15 protein-coding genes are annotated in these 19,882 nt (G+C 61.8%); all 15 read right to left on the reverse strand.

All coding sequences use genetic code 11. The annotated features are described in order from the left end of the window. Nucleotides 1-10: 10 nt before the first annotated feature. Nucleotides 11-2,581, reverse strand: coding sequence for a glucans biosynthesis glucosyltransferase MdoH (mdoH, locus tag AC27VU_RS07550; RefSeq protein ID WP_003220831.1), 2,571 nt, complete (start codon nucleotides 2,579-2,581; stop codon nucleotides 11-13). After that, on the reverse strand, nucleotides 2,574-4,358 hold the full coding sequence (locus AC27VU_RS07555) for a glucan biosynthesis protein G (RefSeq protein WP_198286788.1): 1,785 nt from the start codon (nucleotides 4,356-4,358) through the stop codon (nucleotides 2,574-2,576). The genes mdoH and AC27VU_RS07555 overlap by 8 nt, the downstream gene beginning before the upstream one ends. Before the next feature lie 307 nt (nucleotides 4,359-4,665). Next, nucleotides 4,666-5,103, reverse strand: a complete 438-nt coding sequence (gene dtd / locus AC27VU_RS07560; RefSeq protein ID WP_103519967.1) for a D-aminoacyl-tRNA deacylase — start codon at nucleotides 5,101-5,103, stop codon at nucleotides 4,666-4,668. Continuing rightward, nucleotides 5,100-6,071, reverse strand: a complete 972-nt coding sequence (gene pip / locus AC27VU_RS07565) for a prolyl aminopeptidase (RefSeq protein ID WP_003220824.1) — start codon at nucleotides 6,069-6,071, stop codon at nucleotides 5,100-5,102. Before pip ends, dtd begins: the two co-directional genes overlap by 4 nt. Nucleotides 6,072-6,331: 260 nt before the next feature. Then, on the reverse strand, nucleotides 6,332-7,135 hold the full coding sequence (gene hutG / locus AC27VU_RS07570) for an N-formylglutamate deformylase (RefSeq protein ID WP_488723799.1): 804 nt from the start codon (nucleotides 7,133-7,135) through the stop codon (nucleotides 6,332-6,334). Between the two features lie 10 nt (nucleotides 7,136-7,145). Then, nucleotides 7,146-8,351 carry an imidazolonepropionase gene (gene hutI, locus AC27VU_RS07575; protein WP_488723800.1) on the reverse strand — a complete coding sequence of 402 codons (1,206 nt, stop codon included), beginning with the start codon at nucleotides 8,349-8,351 and terminating at the stop codon, nucleotides 7,146-7,148. 245 nt (nucleotides 8,352-8,596) lie between these two features. Beyond that, nucleotides 8,597-10,129, reverse strand: a complete 1,533-nt coding sequence (hutH, locus tag AC27VU_RS07580; protein WP_003220818.1) for a histidine ammonia-lyase — start codon at nucleotides 10,127-10,129, stop codon at nucleotides 8,597-8,599. 117 nt (nucleotides 10,130-10,246) lie between these two features. Then, entirely contained in the window at nucleotides 10,247-11,770 is a 1,524-nt protein-coding gene (hutH, locus tag AC27VU_RS07585; protein WP_488723801.1) for a histidine ammonia-lyase, read from the reverse strand. Between the two features lie 190 nt (nucleotides 11,771-11,960). Beyond that, nucleotides 11,961-12,791 carry a quaternary amine ABC transporter ATP-binding protein gene (locus AC27VU_RS07590; protein ID WP_003220814.1) on the reverse strand — a complete coding sequence of 277 codons (831 nt, stop codon included), beginning with the start codon at nucleotides 12,789-12,791 and terminating at the stop codon, nucleotides 11,961-11,963. Then, nucleotides 12,788-13,639, reverse strand: coding sequence for an ABC transporter permease (locus tag AC27VU_RS07595; RefSeq protein ID WP_488723802.1), 852 nt, complete (start codon nucleotides 13,637-13,639; stop codon nucleotides 12,788-12,790). Before AC27VU_RS07595 ends, AC27VU_RS07590 begins: the two co-directional genes overlap by 4 nt. A gap of 84 nt (nucleotides 13,640-13,723) precedes the next feature. Further along, nucleotides 13,724-14,692, reverse strand: coding sequence for an ABC transporter substrate-binding protein (locus AC27VU_RS07600; protein ID WP_488723803.1), 969 nt, complete (start codon nucleotides 14,690-14,692; stop codon nucleotides 13,724-13,726). Nucleotides 14,693-14,762: 70 nt separating this feature from the next. Beyond that, nucleotides 14,763-16,235 carry a purine-cytosine permease family protein gene (locus AC27VU_RS07605; protein WP_003220810.1) on the reverse strand — a complete coding sequence of 491 codons (1,473 nt, stop codon included), beginning with the start codon at nucleotides 16,233-16,235 and terminating at the stop codon, nucleotides 14,763-14,765. A 160-nt stretch (nucleotides 16,236-16,395) separates the two neighbouring features. Beyond that, nucleotides 16,396-18,093 carry a urocanate hydratase gene (hutU, locus tag AC27VU_RS07610; RefSeq protein ID WP_488723804.1) on the reverse strand — a complete coding sequence of 566 codons (1,698 nt, stop codon included), beginning with the start codon at nucleotides 18,091-18,093 and terminating at the stop codon, nucleotides 16,396-16,398. Between the two features lie 481 nt (nucleotides 18,094-18,574). Continuing rightward, nucleotides 18,575-19,144 (reverse strand): HutD/Ves family protein, encoded by a 570-nt coding sequence (locus tag AC27VU_RS07615; RefSeq protein ID WP_488723805.1) that lies wholly within the window; start codon nucleotides 19,142-19,144, stop codon nucleotides 18,575-18,577. Further along, complete coding sequence (gene hutC, locus AC27VU_RS07620; protein WP_232324077.1) at nucleotides 19,141-19,809, reverse strand: histidine utilization transcriptional repressor HutC; 669 nt, start codon at nucleotides 19,807-19,809, stop codon at nucleotides 19,141-19,143. Before hutC ends, AC27VU_RS07615 begins: the two co-directional genes overlap by 4 nt. Between the last annotated feature and the right edge of the window lie 73 nt (nucleotides 19,810-19,882).

A 19,882-nucleotide genomic window follows, 5' to 3' on the forward strand; every position in this document is an offset into this window, starting at 1 on the left:
GGGCTTCTTATCAGGCCGGCTGAGCCTGCATGCTCAGCGGTCGCAACGGCAACAGCGGTGCATGCGGATCGGCTTTCACCGAGGCCCGCCAGGCATCCAGCCACTCGTTGTGGCCTTCGGCCCAGACCAGTTCGTGCAGACGCGCCAGTGCCACCGGATCGCTCAGCAATTGCAGGCGATCATGGTTGCTCAGTGCCGCCGGACCCGCCTTCAGGGCGTGACGCACACGCTCCTGACGCAGCAACTCGATCGGCTCGGCCTGACCGTGACGGGCCGTCGCCAGCGAGCACGCCAGGGCGTTCTGCTGCGGATCGACCACGGCGCGGACGAAGCCGTCGTTCAGTGCATGCCAACGGTTCTCGTGGGTGTACTGGTCGGTCGCCAGCAGCGCCTGCGGCGGATTGTATTCCTCGGGGATCAGGAACAGGCTCTCGTCACGGGACTTGAGGCCCAGACCGACACGGCTGGAAATCACCGACACCGGGATCGACAGCATCAGCGAACCGACGATCGGCACCAGCCACCACAGGAAGCTCGGGTTCAGCCAGATCACCAGCAGTGCCCAGCAGAAACCCAGCAGGGTCTGCGGGCCGTGGCGCTTGACCGCCTCGCTCCACGGCGTGGAGTCGTCGTCACGTTGCGGCGAGTTCCAGGTCGCGGCCCAGCCGAGGAACGCGGCGAGCACGAAACGGGTGTGGAAAATCATCCGCACCGGCGCCAGCAGCATGGAGAACAGCATCTCCAGCAGCATCGACAGGGTCACCTTGAACTTGCCGCCGAACTCTTTCGCGCCTTTGGCCCAGATCAGGATGATGCTCAGCAGTTTCGGCAGGAACAGCAGCACGATGGTGGTCGAGAACAGCGCGATCGCCTTGTCCGGGTGCCATTGTGGCCACAGCGGATAGAGTTGACGCGGTTCGAGGAAATACTGCGGCTCCATCAGCGTGTTCACCGCCAGCAGCGCGGTCGACAGCACCAGAAAGAAGAACCACAACGGCGCCGACAGGTACGACATCACGCCGGTCAGGAACACCGCACGGTGCACCGGGTGCATGCCCTTGACCAGGAACAGGCGGAAGTTCATCAGGTTACCGTGGCACCAGCGACGGTCACGCTTGAGTTCATCGAGCAGGTTTGGCGGCAACTCTTCGTAACTGCCCGGCAGGTCGTAGGCAATCCACACGCCCCAACCGGCACGACGCATCAGCGCGGCTTCGACGAAGTCGTGAGACAGGATCGCCCCGGAGAACGCACCTTTGCCCGGCAACGGCGCCAGGGCGCAATGGTCGATGAACGGCTTCATGCGGATGATCGCGTTGTGACCCCAGTAGTGGGATTCACCCAACTGCCAGAAGTGCAGACCGGCGGTGAACAGCGGACCGTACACACGGGTGGCGAACTGCTGCATACGCGCATACAGCGTGTCCATGCCCGACGCACGCGGCGCGGTCTGGATGATCCCGGCGTCCGGCGTGGCTTCCATCAGGCGCACCAGACTGGTCAGGCACTCGCCGCTCATCACCGAGTCGGCATCGAGCACGACCATGTACTTGTAGTCACCACCCCAGCGACGGCAGAAGTCGTCGAGGTTGCCGCTCTTGCGTTTCACACGACGGCGACGGCGGCGATAGAAGATCTTGCCGAAGCCTTTGGCTTCGCGGCAGACGTCCAGCCAGGCCTGTTGCTCGGCGACACAGATATCGGTGTCGTTACTGTCGCTGAGGACGAAGAAGTCGAAGCGATCCAGATCACCGGTGGCCGCGACCGATTCGAACGTGGCGCGCAGACCGGCGAATACCCGCGGCACGTCTTCGTTGCAGATCGGCATCACCAGCGCAGTACGGGCGTCTTTCGGAATCGGCTCGTTGCCCGCGCTTTTGCCGGAGATACGGTATTTATCGTGACCGGTGAGCAACTCGAGGAAGCCCATCAGCGCGGTCCAGAAACCGGCCGAGACCCAGCAGAACAGAATCCCGAACAGAATCAGGATGCTGGTTTGCAGTGCGTACGGCAGCACTTGCGTGGCGGTTTGCAGCAGCGGCTGGTGCAGGACTTCGTCCAGATCGACGAACGACCAGCCCTGGTACGGCATGATGCCTTTCATGTACCAGCCGGCAACGATGGTCTGACCGAGCATCAGCAGCAACAGAATGTAGCGACGGATCGAACCGACGGTGCGCCAGCGCGCAGCCGGCAGAACGCGCTCGTCTTTCGGCGGCTTCGGCGGATTGGTGCGCCCGGTCAGGCGGCGCCAGCCACGCACCAGAATATTGGTGCGCCACGGCTCCGGCACGACCTTCGTGCGGCGAATCGGCGGCGTGGCTTTCAGGCTGACCCGGCCACTGGCGTCCAGCACCAGCATTTCCGCCTCTTCGAGTTCTTCGGCGGTGCTCAGGGTCAGACGCTTGCCCACCGAAGCCTGGGCGGCTTCGGCAGGGGCGTCGAACGTCGACGACGACAGGCGTTGGTGCAGTTCGCTGAAGGACTGGCAGCCCGCGAGTTCCGCGCGCTGCTCGTCGGTCATCGGCAGATGCGCCAGATACTCGGACAGAGTCTCCGGCTGTACTTGAGAATTACTCATCGGCAGGCAACTGATAGCTCCAGGTCTCGGTCAGGACTTCTTCAGTCGGTGCCGATTCCGGTGTGGCTGGGGCCGCGTTTGCAGCGGTTGGCTGCTTGGCGTCTTTGTTGGCCTTGTCCTTGGCATCTGCGGTTGGCTTGGCGTCGGCCTGTTTGGCTTCGGCGGCCTTGGCTTCCTTGTCTTCCTTCTCTTGTTGCTTGGCCGCGACCTTGTCAGCCTTGGCCACCGACGAGTTCGACGCCGGTACCGAAGACTTGGCCAGATCAGCGGTCACGACTGGCTGTACCAGTGCGGCGCGCATCTCGGTGGCCTTGCTCGCGTCCTTGATCTTCATCCGCAGAGTCAGGCGCCAGCCCTTGGTTTCCGGGTTGTAGCGCACGCTGTTCTCGACCAGTTCGGCGTTATCGCCAACGCTGACCTGACTGCGCACGTCGGCATCCGGGGCCAGAGCCGCCAGCGATGGACCTTCGAAGTCGACCAGGTAAGCGACGCTGCCGTCAGGCTGACGGATCAGGTTCGACTGTTTGACGTCGCCGGTCGAACGCAGGGTCTGCTTGACCCAGGCGCTGTCGGGGGCGTGAATCGCCGCTTCGTCCATTGTCCAGTGCATGCGGTAGGCGAAGTCCAGCGGCTTGCCTGGCTCCGGCATGGTTTCCGGACTCCAGAAGGCAACGATGTTGTCGTTGGTTTCGTCGGCAGTCGGAATTTCTACCAGATCAACGGTGCCCTTGCCCCACTCGCCCTTCGGCTCGATCCAGGCGCTTGGGCGCTTGTCGTAGCGATCGTCGAGGTCTTCGTAGTGGCTGAAGTCACGGCCGCGCTGCAGCAGGCCGAAACCACGCGGGTTCTCGACACTGAAGTTGCTCACGGACAGGTGTTTCGGGTTGTTCAGCGGACGCCAGATCCACTCGCCGTTGCCGGCATGAATCGACAGACCGCTGGAGTCGTGTAGCTCACGACGGTAGTTGAGGACTTTCGACGGCTGGTTGGCGCCGAACAGGAACATGCTGGTCAACGGCGCGATGCCCAGTTTGCCGACCTTGTCACGCAGGAACATCTGCGCTTTGACGTCGACAATGGTGTCGCTGCCCGGGCGCACGATCAGGCGGTAGGCACCGGTGGCACGCGGCGAATCAAGCAGGGCAAAGATCACCAGGTGCTTGTCGCCCGGCTTCGGCTGTTGAATCCAGAACTCGCGGAAACGCGGGAATTCTTCGCCCGACGGCAGCGCGGTATCGATCGCCAGGCCACGGGCCGACAGACCGTAGGTGTGACCTTTGCCGACGACGCGGAAGTAGCTCGCGCCGAGCATGGTCATGATTTCGTCTTGCTTGTCGGCCTTGTTGATCGGGTACAGCACACGGAAACCGGCGTAGCCCAGTTGCTCAGTGGCCTTCGGATCGAACTTGAGGTCGCCGAAATCGAAGCGGGTCGGATCGTATTTGATCTCTTCGACGGTGTTCGCCGTGATTTCGTTGATTTTCACCGGCGTATCGAAGTGCATGCCCTGGTGGTAGAAGGACAGCTTGAATGGAGTCTTCTGATCGGCCCACTCCGCCTTTTCGGTGAGGAAGCGGATTTTCTGGTAGTCCGCGAACTTCATGTCACGGAATTCGTTCGGCAGGTTGCTGCGCGGGGCTTCGAACTTCTGCCCGGCCAGCTCTTTAGCCTTGGCCGATACATCGTCAAGATTGAACGCCCAAAGCTGGCCGGCGCTGAGCAGGCACAGGAGCGCCGAACCCGCTACCAGGGCACTTCGCATGCGTTTGGCAGACATTTTTGCTGCATTACAGGGACTAACAATCACGAGCAACCCTCGCCGAAAACAGATCAAAAAACCAACGGCCAGCTATCTATATGCCAGGTTGGCGAGCATTGTTCCGACTCCGCTAGGGCAAAATGATTCCCCAATCGGATCCAGACAAGTCTCTACCTAAGTCAAAAATGGAACAGCGAACGCTGATCCCCATAGCGCGCGATTATCTAGTAGCCCGCGTGACAACGCATCAGGGGTAACAAAGTATTTATCGCGAAAAACGCCTGTTTTCAGTCGAAAAGCCCTTGAAAAGATGTTTCAAGCGCTTTCATGTCTGTAACAGGAAGGTTACCGGGCCATCGTTGACCAGGTGCACCTGCATATCCGCGCCGAATCTACCTGATGCCACAGTGCCATGCATCTGTTTCGCTTTGCTTAATAGATAGTCGAACAATTCCTCGCCCAATGCCGGAGAGGCCGCGGTCGAGAAACTCGGGCGCAAGCCGCTCTTGGTGTCGGCAGCCAGGGTGAACTGAGAGACCAGCAGCAACCCGCCACCTACATCCGCCAGGGACAGATTCATCTTGCCCTCGGCGTCACTGAATACACGATAGTTAAGCAGCTTATGCAGAAGTTTGTCGGCGCTGGTACGGGTATCGTCGGGTTCGACCGCCACCAGTACCAGCAAACCCTGATCCACCGCACCGACTATCTCTCCGGCGACTTCGACTCGCGCACCGCGCACGCGTTGTAAAAGCCCCTTCATGCTTCTTCGGGCGGCAGGTCGAGCAGGCGACGGGCCATGTTGCTCGCGGCACGCACCAGCGCATCGGTGATGCCCGGTTCGGACGCGGCGTGACCGGCGTCGCGAATCACCTGCAGTTCGCTGTTCGGCCAGGCCTGATGCAGCTCCCAGGCGTTGTCCAACGGGCAGATTACGTCGTAACGACCGTGAATGATCACCCCGGGCAGATGGGCGATCTTGCCCATGTCGCGGATCAGTTGATTCGGCTCGAGGAACGCATTGTTGGTGAAGTAGTGACACTCGATCCGCGCGATCGACAGGGCGCGCTGCGGCTCGGAGAAGCGGTCGACCACCAGCGGATTCGGCCGCAGGGTCGCGGTGCGCCCTTCCCACGTCGACCAGGCCTTGGCCGCGTGCATCTGGGCGATCTGATCGTTACCGACCAGACGCTTGTGGAAGGCGCTGAGCAGATCGTCGCGCTCGTCCAGCGGGATCGGCGCGATGTAGTCCTGCCAGTAATCGGGGAACAGACGGCTGGCACCGGCCTGATAGAACCACTCGATTTCCTGTGGGCGGCAGAGGAAGATCCCTCGCAGGATCAGACCGTGCACGCGCTCCGGATGGGTTTGCGCGTAGGCCAGCGCCAGGGTCGAACCCCACGAACCGCCGAACAGCACCCATTTGTCGATGCCCAGGTGCTTGCGGATACGCTCGAGGTCGGCGACCAGATCCCAGGTGGTGTTGTTTTCCAGGCTGGCGTGCGGGGTGGAACGACCGCAGCCGCGCTGGTCGAAGGTAACAATGCGATACAGGTTCGGATCGAAATAGCGACGGCTCTGCGCGTCGCAACCGGCACCCGGGCCGCCGTGGATGAACACCACCGGCAAGCCTTCCGGCGAACCGCTTTCGTCGACGTACAGCGTGTGGGTGTCATCGACAGCCAGATCGTGCCGGGCATGGGGTTTGATCTGCGGAAACAATGTCTGCATTGCGCGCTCCGTAAGGGGTCGAGGTCATCCCTGGGGGGACTTCTATTATTCTGCCGTTCGGCATCATAAACCCGATTTACGTCAATGAGCATGCCTGAGGACATGAATCAAAACCTGTGGCGAGGGAGCTTGCTCCCGCTGGGCTGCGGAGCAGCCCCAAAACAGTCAGCCGAGTGTTCCCGGTTGAATCCGGATTGCCGCTTTACGACGGCTGCGCCGCCGAGCGGGAGCAAGCTCCCTCGCCACAGTTTTCTATGCGGTCAGGCGGTGTAATGCGACTTTGCCCAAGCCAGATAGCCCTGCAGCAACTCCTTCAGCACCACCCGCGTCGGCTCTGCCAGATCGGCGCGGTAGCGGAACGGTTCGAACTCTTCCATGTAGGTGCTCTGGCACAACTCCAGTTGCACGGCGTGGATGTTCTCGGCCGGGTTGCCGTAATGGCGGGTGATGTGGCCGCCCTTGAAGCGCCCGTTGAGCACGTGGCTGTAATTGCCATGCCGGGCGCAGATCGCCTCCAGTTGCTCCGCCAATTGCGGATCACAGCTCGCGCCGTTGAAGGTGCCGAGGTTGAAGTCCGGCAGTTTGCCGTCGAACAGGTGCGGGATGATCGAACGGATCGAATGCGCGTCGAACAACAGCGCATAGCCGAACTCGGCTTTCAGCCGCGCCAGCTCCTGTTGCAGGGTGCGGTGATACGGCGTCCAGATCTGTTCCAGGTAGGTCGCGCGTTCTTCTTTCGAGGGCTCGTGCCCTTCGCGGAACAACGGAATGCCATCGAACAGCGTCGCCGGATACAGCCCGGTGGTGGCACCGGCGTACAACGGCTTGTCATCAGACGGACGGTTGAGGTCGATGACGAACCGCGAGTACTCGGCGGCCAACGTGCTGGCGCCCAGCGCCTCGGCGAAGTCATAGAGCTGCGGAATGTGCCAGTCGGTGTCCGGCAGGCTTTTCGCATCGGCGATCAGCCCGGCCTCGACCGCTGGCGTCAGACGCACGCCGGCATGCGGCATGCTGATCAGCAGCGGTACGCGACCTTGTTTGAAACTCAGAACCTTATCCACAACCGCTCTCCTACAGACTTGATTCGACGCCGTGACGCACGACGCGTTTGTCCAGATCACCGCCGAGCCAATAGGCCAGATCCGCCGGACGATCAATGTGCCAGGCGACGAAATCCGCGACCTTGCCGACTTCCAGCGAACCGTGCGTGTCGGCCATGCCCAGCGCCTGCGCGGCATGAATGGTCGCGCCGGCCAGGGCTTCTTCCGGGGTCATGCGGAAACAGGTGCAGGCCATGTTCAGCATCAGGCGCAGCGACAGCGCGGGCGAGGTGCCGGGGTTGAGGTCGCTGGCGATGGCGATCTTGACCTTGTGTTTGCGCAGGGCGTCCATCGGCGGCAACTGGGTTTCGCGCAGGAAATAAAAAGCGCCCGGCAGCAGCACGGCGACGGTGTCGGACTTGGCCATGGCGATGGCGTCATCTTCGTCCATGAACTCCAGATGATCGGCGGACAACGCCTGATACCGCGCGGCCAGACTGGAACCATGCAGCGACGACAGTTGTTCGGCGTGCAGCTTCACCGGCAGACCAAGCTTTTGCGCGGTGATGAACACCCGCTCGACCTGCTCCGGCGAGAACGCCAGGTATTCACAGAACGCGTCCACCGCATCGACCAGCCCTTCGGCGGCCAGCGCCGGAAGCATCTCGGCGCAGATGTGCTCGATGTAGTCGTCAGCGCGATCCTTGTACTCCGGCGGCAGCGCATGAGCCGCCAGACAGGTGCTGCGCACGCTGATCGGTAGTTCCGCGGCGAGCCGGCGAATCACCCGCAGGATCTTGCGTTCGCTGGCCAGGTCCAGACCGTAGCCGGACTTCATTTCGACCGTGGTCACGCCGTCGCGCATCAGGCTTTTCAGGCGCTTGGCGGCGCTGGCAAACAGCTCGTCTTCAGTCGCTTCACGGGTGGCGCGCACGGTGCTGGCGATGCCGCCGCCCTGCGCGGCGATCTCGGCGTAGCTGACGCCTTGCAGGCGCTTCTCGAATTCGCCGCTGCGGTTGCCGCCGAACACTGTGTGGGTGTGGCAGTCGATCAGCCCCGGGGTGACCCACGCGCCTTGCAGATCGTTGACCGCCGGGTATTCGCCGGAGGGCAATTGAGTGCGCGGGCCGATCCACTCGATGTGCGCACCGGACGTGACGATGGCTGCATCCTCGATGATCGAGTAGACGCCCTGCGCCATGGTTGCGACGTGGCAGTGTTGCCAGAGGGTTTTCACTGTTGGCCTCCGTTGGAATTGGTTTGGTGGGAAGCCTTCAAAAGCCCCTCACCCTAGCCCTCTCCCGGAGGGAGAGGGGACTGACCGGGTTGTTCTGTCGAGATACATCGACCTGAGAATCTTGAGCCGAACTCCGGCTCTGAAAACAATGAGGATTGGCTCCCTTCCCCCTCTCCCCCTTGGGGGAGAGGGCTGGGGTGAGGGGGATCGATTTCAGCAACAACAAAACTCCCCCTGAAAAACACTTACAAACTAGGCAGCAATTTCGCCGGAACCAATTCGCTCAAGCACCGCGAAGCCAGCAGCTCAGTCGCCGCATTGATGTCCGGCGCAAAGAAGCGGTCCTTCTCATAGAACGGCACTTCCTTGCGCAGAATCGCCCGCGCCTGCTCCAGCTTGGCCGAGGTCTTCAGACCGTTACGCAAATCCAGCCCCTGCACCGCCGCCAGCCATTCCACCGCGAGAATCCCGCGGGTGTTCTCGGCCATTTCCCACAGGCGCTTGCCAGCGGCCGGAGCCATCGACACGTGGTCTTCCTGGTTGGCCGAGGTCGGCAGGCTGTCCACCGAATGCGGATGGGACAGTGCCTTGTTCTCGCTGGCCAGTGCCGCGGCGGTCACCTGGGCGATCATGAAACCGGAGTTGACGCCGCCATTGGCCACCAGGAACGGCGGCAGCTGCGACATGTGCTTGTCCATCATCAGCGAGATGCGGCGCTCGCTCAGCGAGCCGATTTCGGCGATGGCCAGGGCCATGTTGTCGGCGGCCATGGCCACCGGTTCGGCGTGGAAGTTACCGCCGGAAATCACGTCGCCTTCAGCGGCGAACACCAACGGGTTGTCAGACACGGCGTTGGCTTCGACCACCAGCACTTCAGCGGCCTGACGGAACTGGGTCAGGCAGGCGCCCATGACTTGCGGCTGGCAACGCAGCGAGTACGGGTCCTGAACCTTCTCGCAGTTCTGGTGCGAATCAGAGACTTCGCTGCGCTCACCGAGCAGATCGCGGTAAGCCATGGCGGCGTCGATCTGGCCTTTCTGCCCACGGGCCGCGTGGATGCGCGCGTCAAACGGCGAGCGCGAACCGAGCACCGCTTCAACCGTCAGACCGCCGATTGCCAGCGCACCGGCAAACAGGTCTTCACCTTCAAACAGACCGCGCAGGGCAAATGCGGTAGACACTTGAGTGCCGTTGAGCAGTGCCAGACCTTCTTTCGCCGCCAGTGTCAGCGGGGTCAGACCAGCGACTTTCAGCGCTTCGGTGGCTTCCATCCACTCGCCTTTGTAACGCGCCTTGCCCTCGCCCAGCAGCACCAGCGACATGTGCGCCAGCGGTGCGAGGTCACCCGATGCACCGACCGACCCCTTGAGCGGAATGTGCGGATAAACCTCGGCGTTGATCAGCGCGATCAGCGCGTCGATCACCACGCGGCGGATGCCGGAGAAACCACGGCTGAGGCTGTTGACCTTGAGCACCATGATCAAGCGCACCAACTCATCGCTGATCGGCTGGCCGACACCGGCGGCGTGGGACAGCACCAGCGAACGCTGGAGGTTTTCCAGGTCTTCGCTGGCGATGCGGGTCGAAGCCAGCAGGCCGAAACCGGTGTTGATGCCGTAGGCGGTGCGGTTCTCCGCGAGGATCTGCTCGACGCAGGCCACGCTGGCCTCGATCTGCGCGGAGGCGCTGTGGTCGAGGGTCAGTTTGACCGGGTGTTGATAGACGTCACGCAGTTGGGCCAGGCTCAGTTGGCCGGGAATCAGGTTCAGCGCAGTCATTAAAATGCTCCTTTTGAGAGTTTGTTATTGGCTCGCCAGTCGCTCCGGATAATTCCGTTGTCCGTCGCATTTCGCCTTTTGGACGATCCGCGCCTTGGCACGCTGGCGTTGTAAAAATCAGTGCAGATTCGGTAGTACGTTGTGCAGCGAATTCGGGTCTTTCAAAACGTTCGCGGCGGCGGCGATATCCGGCGCCAGCCAGCGATCCTGATCGTAGGCCGGGACTGTTTCGCGCAGCAGGCGCCACGCCCGGTCAGTGCCCGCGCCGAAGCGTTGTTCCTTGAGAAATTCAAACGCCTGCGCCGCCAGCAGGTACTCGATGGCAAGAATCTTCGTGCAGTTTTCCAGAGCGCGGTGCAGCTTCAGCGCAGCGCTGGTGCCCATGCTCAAGTGGTCCTCCTGCAAGCCGGAGGTGACATAGTTGTCGAGCACGGCCGGTTGCGCCAGTTGGCGGTTCTCGGCACACAGCGAAGCGGCGACGTATTGCACGATCATCATCCCGGAGTTCACCCCCGGGTTGGCCACCAGAAACGCCGGCAGACCGCTGACGTGCGGGTTGACCAGACGATCGAGACGACGCTCGGCAATCGAGCCGATTTCAGCCATGGCAATCGCCAGCAGATCCGCCGCCATCGCTACCGACTGACCGTGCGGGTTGGCCTGCGACATCACCCGGAAGTTGTCCGGCGTGCCCAGCAGCAACGGGTTGTCGGTGCAGCCGTTGAGCTCGGCTTCGACCTGTTTGATCGCGTGCGCCAGTTGATCACGCGCCGCGCCGTGCACCTGCGGGATCGAACGAATGCTCAGCGCATCCTGAGTACGAATGCCTTGGCTCGCCGCGATCACTTCACTGCCGTCGAGCAAGGCGCGCAGATTGATCCCGACCTGCTGCATGCCCGGGTGTGGCTTGAGCGCGATGATCTCGGCATCGAACGCGGCAATCTGCCCGCGCTGCGCTTCGAAACTCATGGCGCCGATCACGTCGGCCCACTGCGCCAGCCGCATCGCGTCGGCAATCGCCAGGCAGCTGAGGCCGGTCATGCACGGGGTGCCGTTGACCAGGCACAAACCGTCCTTCGCACCGAGCTGCACCGGTTGCAGGCCTTCTTCGGCCAGCGCCTGTTGCGCCGAGGTGATCTGTCCGCGATAGCTGACATGACCGACGCCCAGCAGGGCGATGCCGATGTGCGCCATGTGCGTCAGGTAACCCACCGAGCCTTGCGATGGCACTTGCGGGGTGATGCCGCGATTGAGCAGTGCCAGCAGCGCTTCGACTACCCGCCGATGCAGGCCGGATTTGCCGTGGCTGTAGTTGTGGATCGCCGCGCAGAGGATCGCGCGGGTCTGCTCATCAGGCAGCACCGGGCCGACACCGCAGGCGTGGCTGAGCAAGGTATTGCGCGAGAGCTGGCTGAGCTGTTCGTCCTTCAGCGAGACGTTGGACAGGCCACCCAGACCGGTGTTGACGCCGTAAGCGCGCTCGCCACTTTCGACGATGCGCTGGACGATGGCCTGGGCATTTTCGATGCGCGCCCAGGTTTCGCCCGACAGCTCCAAAGTGGCGCCGTGACGGGCGACGGCGACCACGTCCTGCCAACGCAGGGGGTTACCGGTGATGATGAGTTTTTCAGCCTGGGACATCTAAAACCTCATGCCTATTCTGTTGATACAAAAACCTGTGGTGAGGGGATTTATCCCCGATGGGCTGCGCAGCAGCCCTCAGGATTGCATGCGCTGTACCTGAAGCAGCCAGGCTGCAGATTTTTGGGGCGGCTTCGCCACCCATCGGGGATAAATCCCCTCACCACAAGCTGTCTCACCACAAAATCTGTCAAACCACCGCCGCCCGCCGCTGCACGAACCGGTCGACATACTCATCCGCCGGCGAATGCAGGATCTCTCTCGGGGTGCCGACCTGAATCAGGCGGCCGTCCTTGAGGATCGCGATGCGGTTGCCGATGCGTACGGCCTCGTCGAGGTCGTGGGTGATGAAGACGATGGTCTTGTGCAGGGTCTTTTGCAGCTCCAGCAACTGGTCCTGCATCTCGGCGCGGATCAGCGGATCCAGCGCACTGAACGCTTCGTCCATCAGAATAATGTCGGTGTCCGCCGCCAAGGCCCGGGCCAGGCCCACGCGTTGACGCATACCACCGGAGAGCTGGTGCGGGTATTTGTTTTCGTAGCCCTTGAGGCCGACGGTGTTGATCCAGTGCAAGGCGCGCTCGTTGCACAGTTGCTTGCTCTCGCCGCGCACTTTCAGGCCGTAGGCGACGTTCTCGATCACGGTCTTGTGCGGCAGCAGGCCGAAGCTCTGGAACACCATGCTGATCTTGTGCCGGCGAAATTCGCGCAGGGCTTCCATGTCGTATTGCAGGATGTCCACGCCATCGACCAGGATCGCGCCGCTGGTCGGGTCGATCAGGCGATTGAAGTGGCGCACCAGGGTTGATTTGCCGGAACCGGACAGGCCCATGATCACGAAGATCTCGCCAGTGCCGATGCTCAGCGACAGGTCGTTGACCCCGACCACGCAACCGGTCTCGTTGAGCACCTGATCCTTGGTCTTGCCCTGGCCGACCATCGCCAGTGCATCCTTGGCGCGGTTGCCGAAAATCTTGAAGACGTTTTTGACTTCGATCTTGCTCACGGTTGCGTTGCTCATTTGCTCACCTCATGCCGTGGCCGACCGTACGCCTGAGTAATGCGGTCGATGACCACCGCGAGAATCACGATCGCCAGACCGGCTTCGAGGCCGCGTCCGACGTTGAGGGTCTGAATCCCCACCAGCACGTCTTCACCCAGACCACGGGCGCCGATCATCGACGCGATCACCACCATCGACAGGGCCATCATGGTGGTCTGGTTGATCCCGGCCATGATGCTCGGCAGGGCCAGCGGCAGTTGCACGCCGAACAGTTGCTGCCAGCGGTTGGCACCGAAAGCGTTGATCGCTTCCATCACTTCGCCGTCGACCTGGCGGATGCCCAGATCAGTCAGGCGGATCAGCGGCGGTGCGGCGTAGATCACCGTGGCGAAAATCGCCGGAACCTTGCCCAGACCGAACAGCATCAGCACCGGAATCAGGTACACGAAGCTGGGCATGGTTTGCATGATGTCGAGCAGCGGCATCAGCACCGAACGCAGGCGATTGCTGCGCGCCGAGAGAATCCCCAGCGGTATGCCGATCAGCACCGATATGATCGTCGCGACCATCATCAGCGCCAGGGTCTGCATGAGTTTGTCCCACAGGCCGACAGCGCCGACGAGGAACAGCAGACCGACGATGACGGCAGTGGTCAGCACTTTGCGCGTGGCGTGCCAGGCGACGACGCCGACGATCGCCAGCATCAACCACCACGGCGCCGCACGCAGCAGGCCTTCGAGGTTGACGATGGCCCACAGCAGCGTGTCCGAGATGTGGCGAAACACATCACCGTAGTTGGTGACCAGCGCATCGACCCAACCGTTGACCCAGTCGGCGATGGAAAAGGTAAATCTTTCGGGAAACATAAGCGGCTCTCAATCAGAAATCTCAATCAAGCGATTTACGGCATATCTCCCGGCCAGCCTCACGGTTGACCGGGAGGTATCGACCTACAGCGCCGCGTCGATTTTTTTGGCAGCGTCGTCACTGACCCACGCATGCCAGACTTCAGGATGTTCCTTGAGGAAGATTTTCGCCAGCTTCGGCGACTCGATACGTTCCTTCGCCATGCGTCCCAGGTTCTGGTTCAGCAGGTCGATCGGCAGGTTGACCTTCTCCAGCACGGCCACCAGTTCCGGGGCTTGCTCGTGGAAGGTTTTCGACAGGCCGACCTTGATGCTCAGGCTCTTGTCGACGCCCGGTTTTTCTTCGAGTTTGACCGCATCGATCTGGCCCATCAGCGGGGTTGGCGTCCAGTAGTAGAACAGGATCGGCTCGCCACGCTTGTAGCTCGACAGCACCGCCGCATCCAGCGCCGGGCCGGTGCCCGGACGGAAGTTGGTGTAGCTGTTTTCCAGGCCGTAGCTCTTGAGCATTTCGCTGTTGTCCAGCTCGCAGGTCCAGCCGGCCGGGCAGTTGTAGAAACGGCCCTTGGACGGCTCTTCGGCGTCTTTGAAAATGGCCGCGTATTTGCCCAGATCGGCGATGTTTTTCAGGTCCGGGGCTTTCGGCTCAAGCTTGCGCTTGGCGTCGCCTTCGATCACGTAGCGCGGCACGTACCAGCCTTCGACCGCACCGACGATCGGCGCGCCGACACCGACGACCTTGCCGGCCTTCTCGGCCTTGTTCCAGACATCGCTGCGGCCGACCCACTCTTCGGCAAACACTTGAATGTCGTTGCTGCTCAGGGCGTTCTCCATGGTGATGGAGTTGCCCGGCAGGCTGTCGGTCTTGCAGTCGTAGCCTTTCTCCAGCACCACTTGCAGGACGTCGGTCAGCAGCATGCCGCTTTCCCAGTTCAGGCCGGCAAACTTCACCGGTTTGCCCGATTCGCACCAGCCAGCCGCCTGAGTCGCACCGGCACTGGCCAACAGGCCCATGGACAGCAATGTGGTCAGCAGGGTCTTGTTCGATTTCATTGTCGCGACGCTCCTAATCATGAATTGGCTTACGGCAGTTCAAGAGGCATCCAGCCCTGTCCACGTCCCGTCAGGCCTGCGCCGCAGCGCGACTGGCCCCACTTTTTTCAGGTTGTACATCGCTGTTCTGCTCGACCGGCAGAATCAGGTGATCGGGCACCGAGCCGTGCCATTTTTTCGCGCACAAGTAATACAGCGCGGCAGGCAACACCAGACCGATGATCCAGGAGATATCCACATCACCGAGGGCCGCCACCAGCGGGCCGGTGTAGAACTTGGTGGAGATGAACGGCAACTGCACCAGCACACCGAACACATAGATGCTGATCCCGAGCAGGTTCCAGCGCCCGTAACGACCGTTCGGATCGGCCAGCGCCGGCACGTCATAGCGCTCGCGGGTGATGCAGTAGTAGTCGACCAGGTTGATCGCGCTCCATGGCGTGAAGAACGCCAGCAGGAACAGAATGAAAGACTTGAACGCACCGAGGAACGAGTGCTGACCGAGCAAGGCGATCAGGGTGGCCGCACTGACAATCACCAGCACGAACACCAGACGCTGCAGGCGCGAGACCGTCAGGTGGCCACGGAAGCCGCTGATGATGGTCGCGATGCACATAAAGCTGCCATAGGAGTTCAGCGTCGAGATGGTCACCTTGCCGAACGCGATGCTGAAGTACAGCAGCGCGGCGGTGGCCCCGGTGCCGCCCAGCCCGACGATGTAGGCCACTTCGTGACCGGCGAACTGGCCGTTGGCCGAAGCTGCCGCGAACACGCCGAGGACCATCGCCACCTGCGCGCCGATGACCGAACCTGCGCCAGCGGCAAAGAAGGTTTTCACCGAGGAAATCTTGCTCGGCAGGTAACGCGAGTAGTCCGCCACATAAGGGCCGAAAGCGATCTGCCAGGACGCCGCGAGCGACACCGCCAGCAGGAAGCTGCTCCAGCTGAAGTGGCGAATTTGCAGGAGTGCGCCAACGTCCACCTGGCTCAGCAGACGGCTGAACAGATACACAAAGGCAATCACGCCAATCACACTGGCGACCCGGCCGATCCAGTGGATCACCCGATAACCGAGCACCGTGACCAGCACGATGACACTGGCGAACAGCAGGATGCCGACGGTGTCGCTGACGCCAAACAACTGGCCCAGCGCCTGACCGGAAAGCACCGTACCGGTGGCGGTGAAACCCAGGTACATCAGGCACACCAGCACGATCGGGATCGCTGCACCGTACACGCCAAATTGCACGCGGCTGGAAATCATCTGCGGCAGGCCCAGCTTCGGCCCTTGCGCCGCATGCAGCGCCATCACGCCACCGCCCAGCAGTTGCCCGAGCAACAGACCGATCAACGACCAGAACACATCACCGCCCAGCACCACGGCCAGAGCCCCGGTGACAATCGCAGTGATTTGCAGATTCGCACCCATCCACAAGGTGAACTGGCTAAACAGACGACCGTGTCTTTCCGCTTCCGGGATGTAGTCGATCGAACGCCTTTCGATCAACGGTTTGTTGCTTGCACGATCAGGGGTTACAGCCATGATTCAACCTCTGTGGATTGTTATTCGAGTTCACTGAGCGTCTTGCGCGGGGTGCTTTTGGTGGGAGCGGGCTTGCTCGCGAAGGGGCCGGCACATTCGAAACATGTGCTGATTGATCCAGCGCATTCGCGAGCAGGCTCGCTCCCACAAGGTTGTGCGTTTATTTACCGGTAATCATCGGCAGGTTCAGCCCCTGCTCCTTGGCGCAGTCGATGGCGATCTGGTAACCGGCATCGGCGTGGCGCATGACACCGGTGGCCGGGTCGTTGTGCAGGACGCGGGCAATGCGCTCGGCCGCTTCGTCGGTACCGTCGCAGACGATTACCATGCCCGAGTGCTGGGAGAAGCCCATGCCGACACCGCCACCGTGGTGCAGGGACACCCAGGTCGCGCCGCTCGCGGTGTTGAGCAGAGCGTTAAGCAGCGGCCAGTCGGACACGGCGTCGGAACCGTCCTGCATCGATTCGGTTTCACGGTTCGGGCTGGCTACCGAGCCGGAGTCGAGGTGGTCGCGACCGATGACGATCGGCGCCGACAGCTCGCCGCTGCGCACCATTTCGTTGAACGCCAGACCGAGCTTGGCGCGCAGGCCCAGACCGACCCAGCAGATACGTGCCGGCAGACCCTGGAAGCTGATGCGCTCGCGGGCCATGTCCAGCCAGTTGTGCAGGTGCGCGTCGTCCGGGATCAGCTCTTTGACTTTGGCGTCGGTCTTGAAGATGTCCTGCGGATCACCCGACAGCGCCGCCCAGCGGAATGGACCGATGCCACGGCAGAACAGCGGACGGATATAGGCCGGGACGAAGCCCGGGAAGTCGAACGCGTTTTCCACACCTTCTTCCTGCGCCATCTGACGGATGTTGTTGCCGTAGTCGAAGGTCGGAATGCCTTGCTTCTGGAAGTCCAGCATCGCTTTGACGTGGACCGCCATCGATTGCTTGGCGGCTTTGATCACGGCCGCCGGCTCGGTCTTGGCACGAGCGCGGTACTCTTCCCAGGTCCAGCCCGCCGGCAGGTAGCCGTTCAGTGGGTCGTGAGCACTGGTCTGGTCGGTGACCATGTCCGGGCGCACGCCACGCTTGACCAGTTCAGGCAGGATTTCTGCCGCGTTGCCCAGCAGGGCGATGGAAATCGCTTTGCCTTCGGCGGTGTACTTGGCGATGCGCGCCAGGGCGTCATCGAGGTCTTTGGCCTGCTCATCGACGTAGCGGCTTTTCAGGCGGAAATCGATGCTCACCTGCTGGCATTCGATGTTCAGCGAGCAGGCGCCGGCCAGGGTGGCGGCCAGTGGCTGGGCACCGCCCATGCCGCCGAGGCCGGCGGTCAGCACCCACTTGCCCTTGAGGTTGTCGTTGTAGTGCTGACGACCGGCTTCGACGAAGGTTTCGTAGGTGCCCTGAACGATGCCCTGGCTGCCGATGTAGATCCAGCTGCCGGCGGTCATCTGGCCGTACATGGCCAGGCCTTTGGCGTCGAGTTCGTTGAAGTGTTCCCAGCTCGCCCAGTGCGGCACCAGGTTGGAGTTGGCGATCAGTACGCGCGGGGCGTTGCTGTGAGTCTTGAACACGCCGACCGGCTTGCCGGATTGCACCAGCAGGGTCTCGTCGTCGTTAAGATTGGTCAGGCTCTCGACGATCTTGTCGTAGCACTCCCAGTTACGCGCCGCGCGACCGATACCACCGTAAACCACCAGCTCTTTCGGGTTCTCGGCCACTTCCGGATCGAGGTTGTTCATCAGCATGCGCAGCGGCGCTTCGGTCAGCCAGCTCTTGGCGGTCAGCTTGTTGCCGCGCGATGCACGGATTTCGACGTCACGTCTCTTTGTATAAACGGCAGTTGTAGGCTTATTGTCAGTCACGAAAAAGACTCCTCAGCGATCAATTCAAACCAACCCTGGCAGTGGGCAAGCAGCCTGTGCGCCTCAATGCGCGACAAGCGAATCAGTGGACGCTGCGGACTTATACGCATACGTCTTTACTTGTACATACAAGCATATGCAATCAAGCGGCCAACTTGCCGGCGGGCAGTTCAGGAAAAATTGCGGACAGCGCTGGAGAGCGCCTGACACAAGGGTTGTGGCGTGGATGAAATTTTTTGCAGGGAGGAAATGAGGTAGCGGCGGATCGTTACGAACCCGTGGTTTTGCGCCACGCTGGGGCGTTCGGTAACAAGTTGGTGCGTGAAGGGAAACAGCCTGTGTAAATGCAAATGTGGCGAGGGAGCTTGCTCCCGCTGGAGGCCGAAGGACTCCCATTCCGGCATTTACCGAAGTGGGGCTGCTTCGCAGCCCAGCGGGAGCAAGCTCCCTCGCCACAATGTGTTTTATATGAGCAGGATAATCAGCGTGCCGTCAGCTCGATCACGCAGCACGGAGCATTCACCGCGACCTCAACCAGACCGCTGTTACCGTCCAGTTGCACACAATCATGTCGGCCCAGTTGCGCGACGCTGTCAGCGACTTTCGCCTCAAGCAACTCACTGACACTGAAAACCACCACCGTCCCCGCCGAGCTGAAGAACCGCTGCTCGCCGTCCAGCCACTGCAAGCGCGCGCTGTAACGCTGTGGCGCGTAGATCAGGTTGAAGTCGCGGATCGCGCCGCCGAGCAAGGTGCAGGAGACCTGGCTTTCGCCGCTGAACGCAAACGGGTCGAGCGGTAACAGTGGGCGTGTGTCATCACCGCCGACACACAGGGTCATGCCATCGCCCTGCAACACAGTGATCACCCGCTGATAACCGCTGAAGGTGGAGAAACCACCGGACTCGGCGATGTCGGCGATCGACAGGCGCCAGCCGAACCCCTCCAGGCCTGCGCCTGCATCGCGGGTGATTTCTTCGGTGCTGCCGCCGCCGTTTTTCCACGGCATGCGCGGGTAGCCTTCGGCGCGTAAAACTTTCAGTGCACTCATTTATGAAAGCGTCCTTCCAGACGATGACGGGAACCTGGGTGGATCAGGCGCGCCGCAGTCACCGGCTGCCGCCCTGACCAGGTGCGGCGACGGATCAGCAGGCACGGCTCGCCTTTTTCGATCTGCAGCAACTTGCACTCGGACGGCTCGGCGAGGATCGCTTCAACCACGTGCTCGCCTTCGGTCAGCGGCGCGACCTGATTGAGATAGGCGTAAGGGGTCTGCAGGGTGAAGTCCTGCTTGAGGTAGTCCGGGGCGACCAGCGCGTTGACGAAACGGTCTTCGATCTGCACCGGAATATCGTTTTCGTAATGCACGATCAGCGAGTGGAAGACCTTCTGCCCTTCGCGCATGTCCAGCGCCAGCGCGCGCTCGGAACCGGCGGCCTCTTCTTCGAGGGTGATCACCTGGCAGGTGTGGCGATGGCCACGGGAGGCGATTTCGTCGGCGATGTTGTGCACTTCGAACAGCGCGGACTGGCTCTTCGGTTCGGCGACAAACGTACCGACACCTTGCATGCGCACCAGCAGACCGTCGGCGGTCATCTCGCGCAGGGCGCGGTTGATGGTCATGCGGCTGAAACCGAGCTGGCTGACCAGTTCACTTTCCGATGGCACGCGGTAGTGCGGTGGCCAGTTACCGCTGTCGATCTGCTGGGTGATCATCTGTTTGACGCGGGCGTACAAGGGCGCCGGACTGTCGCCCAGGTTCGCGGCCAACGGAGAGACTGGAGGCGGA

This window comes from Pseudomonas sp. 14P5.3.2 (assembly GCF_057799175.1).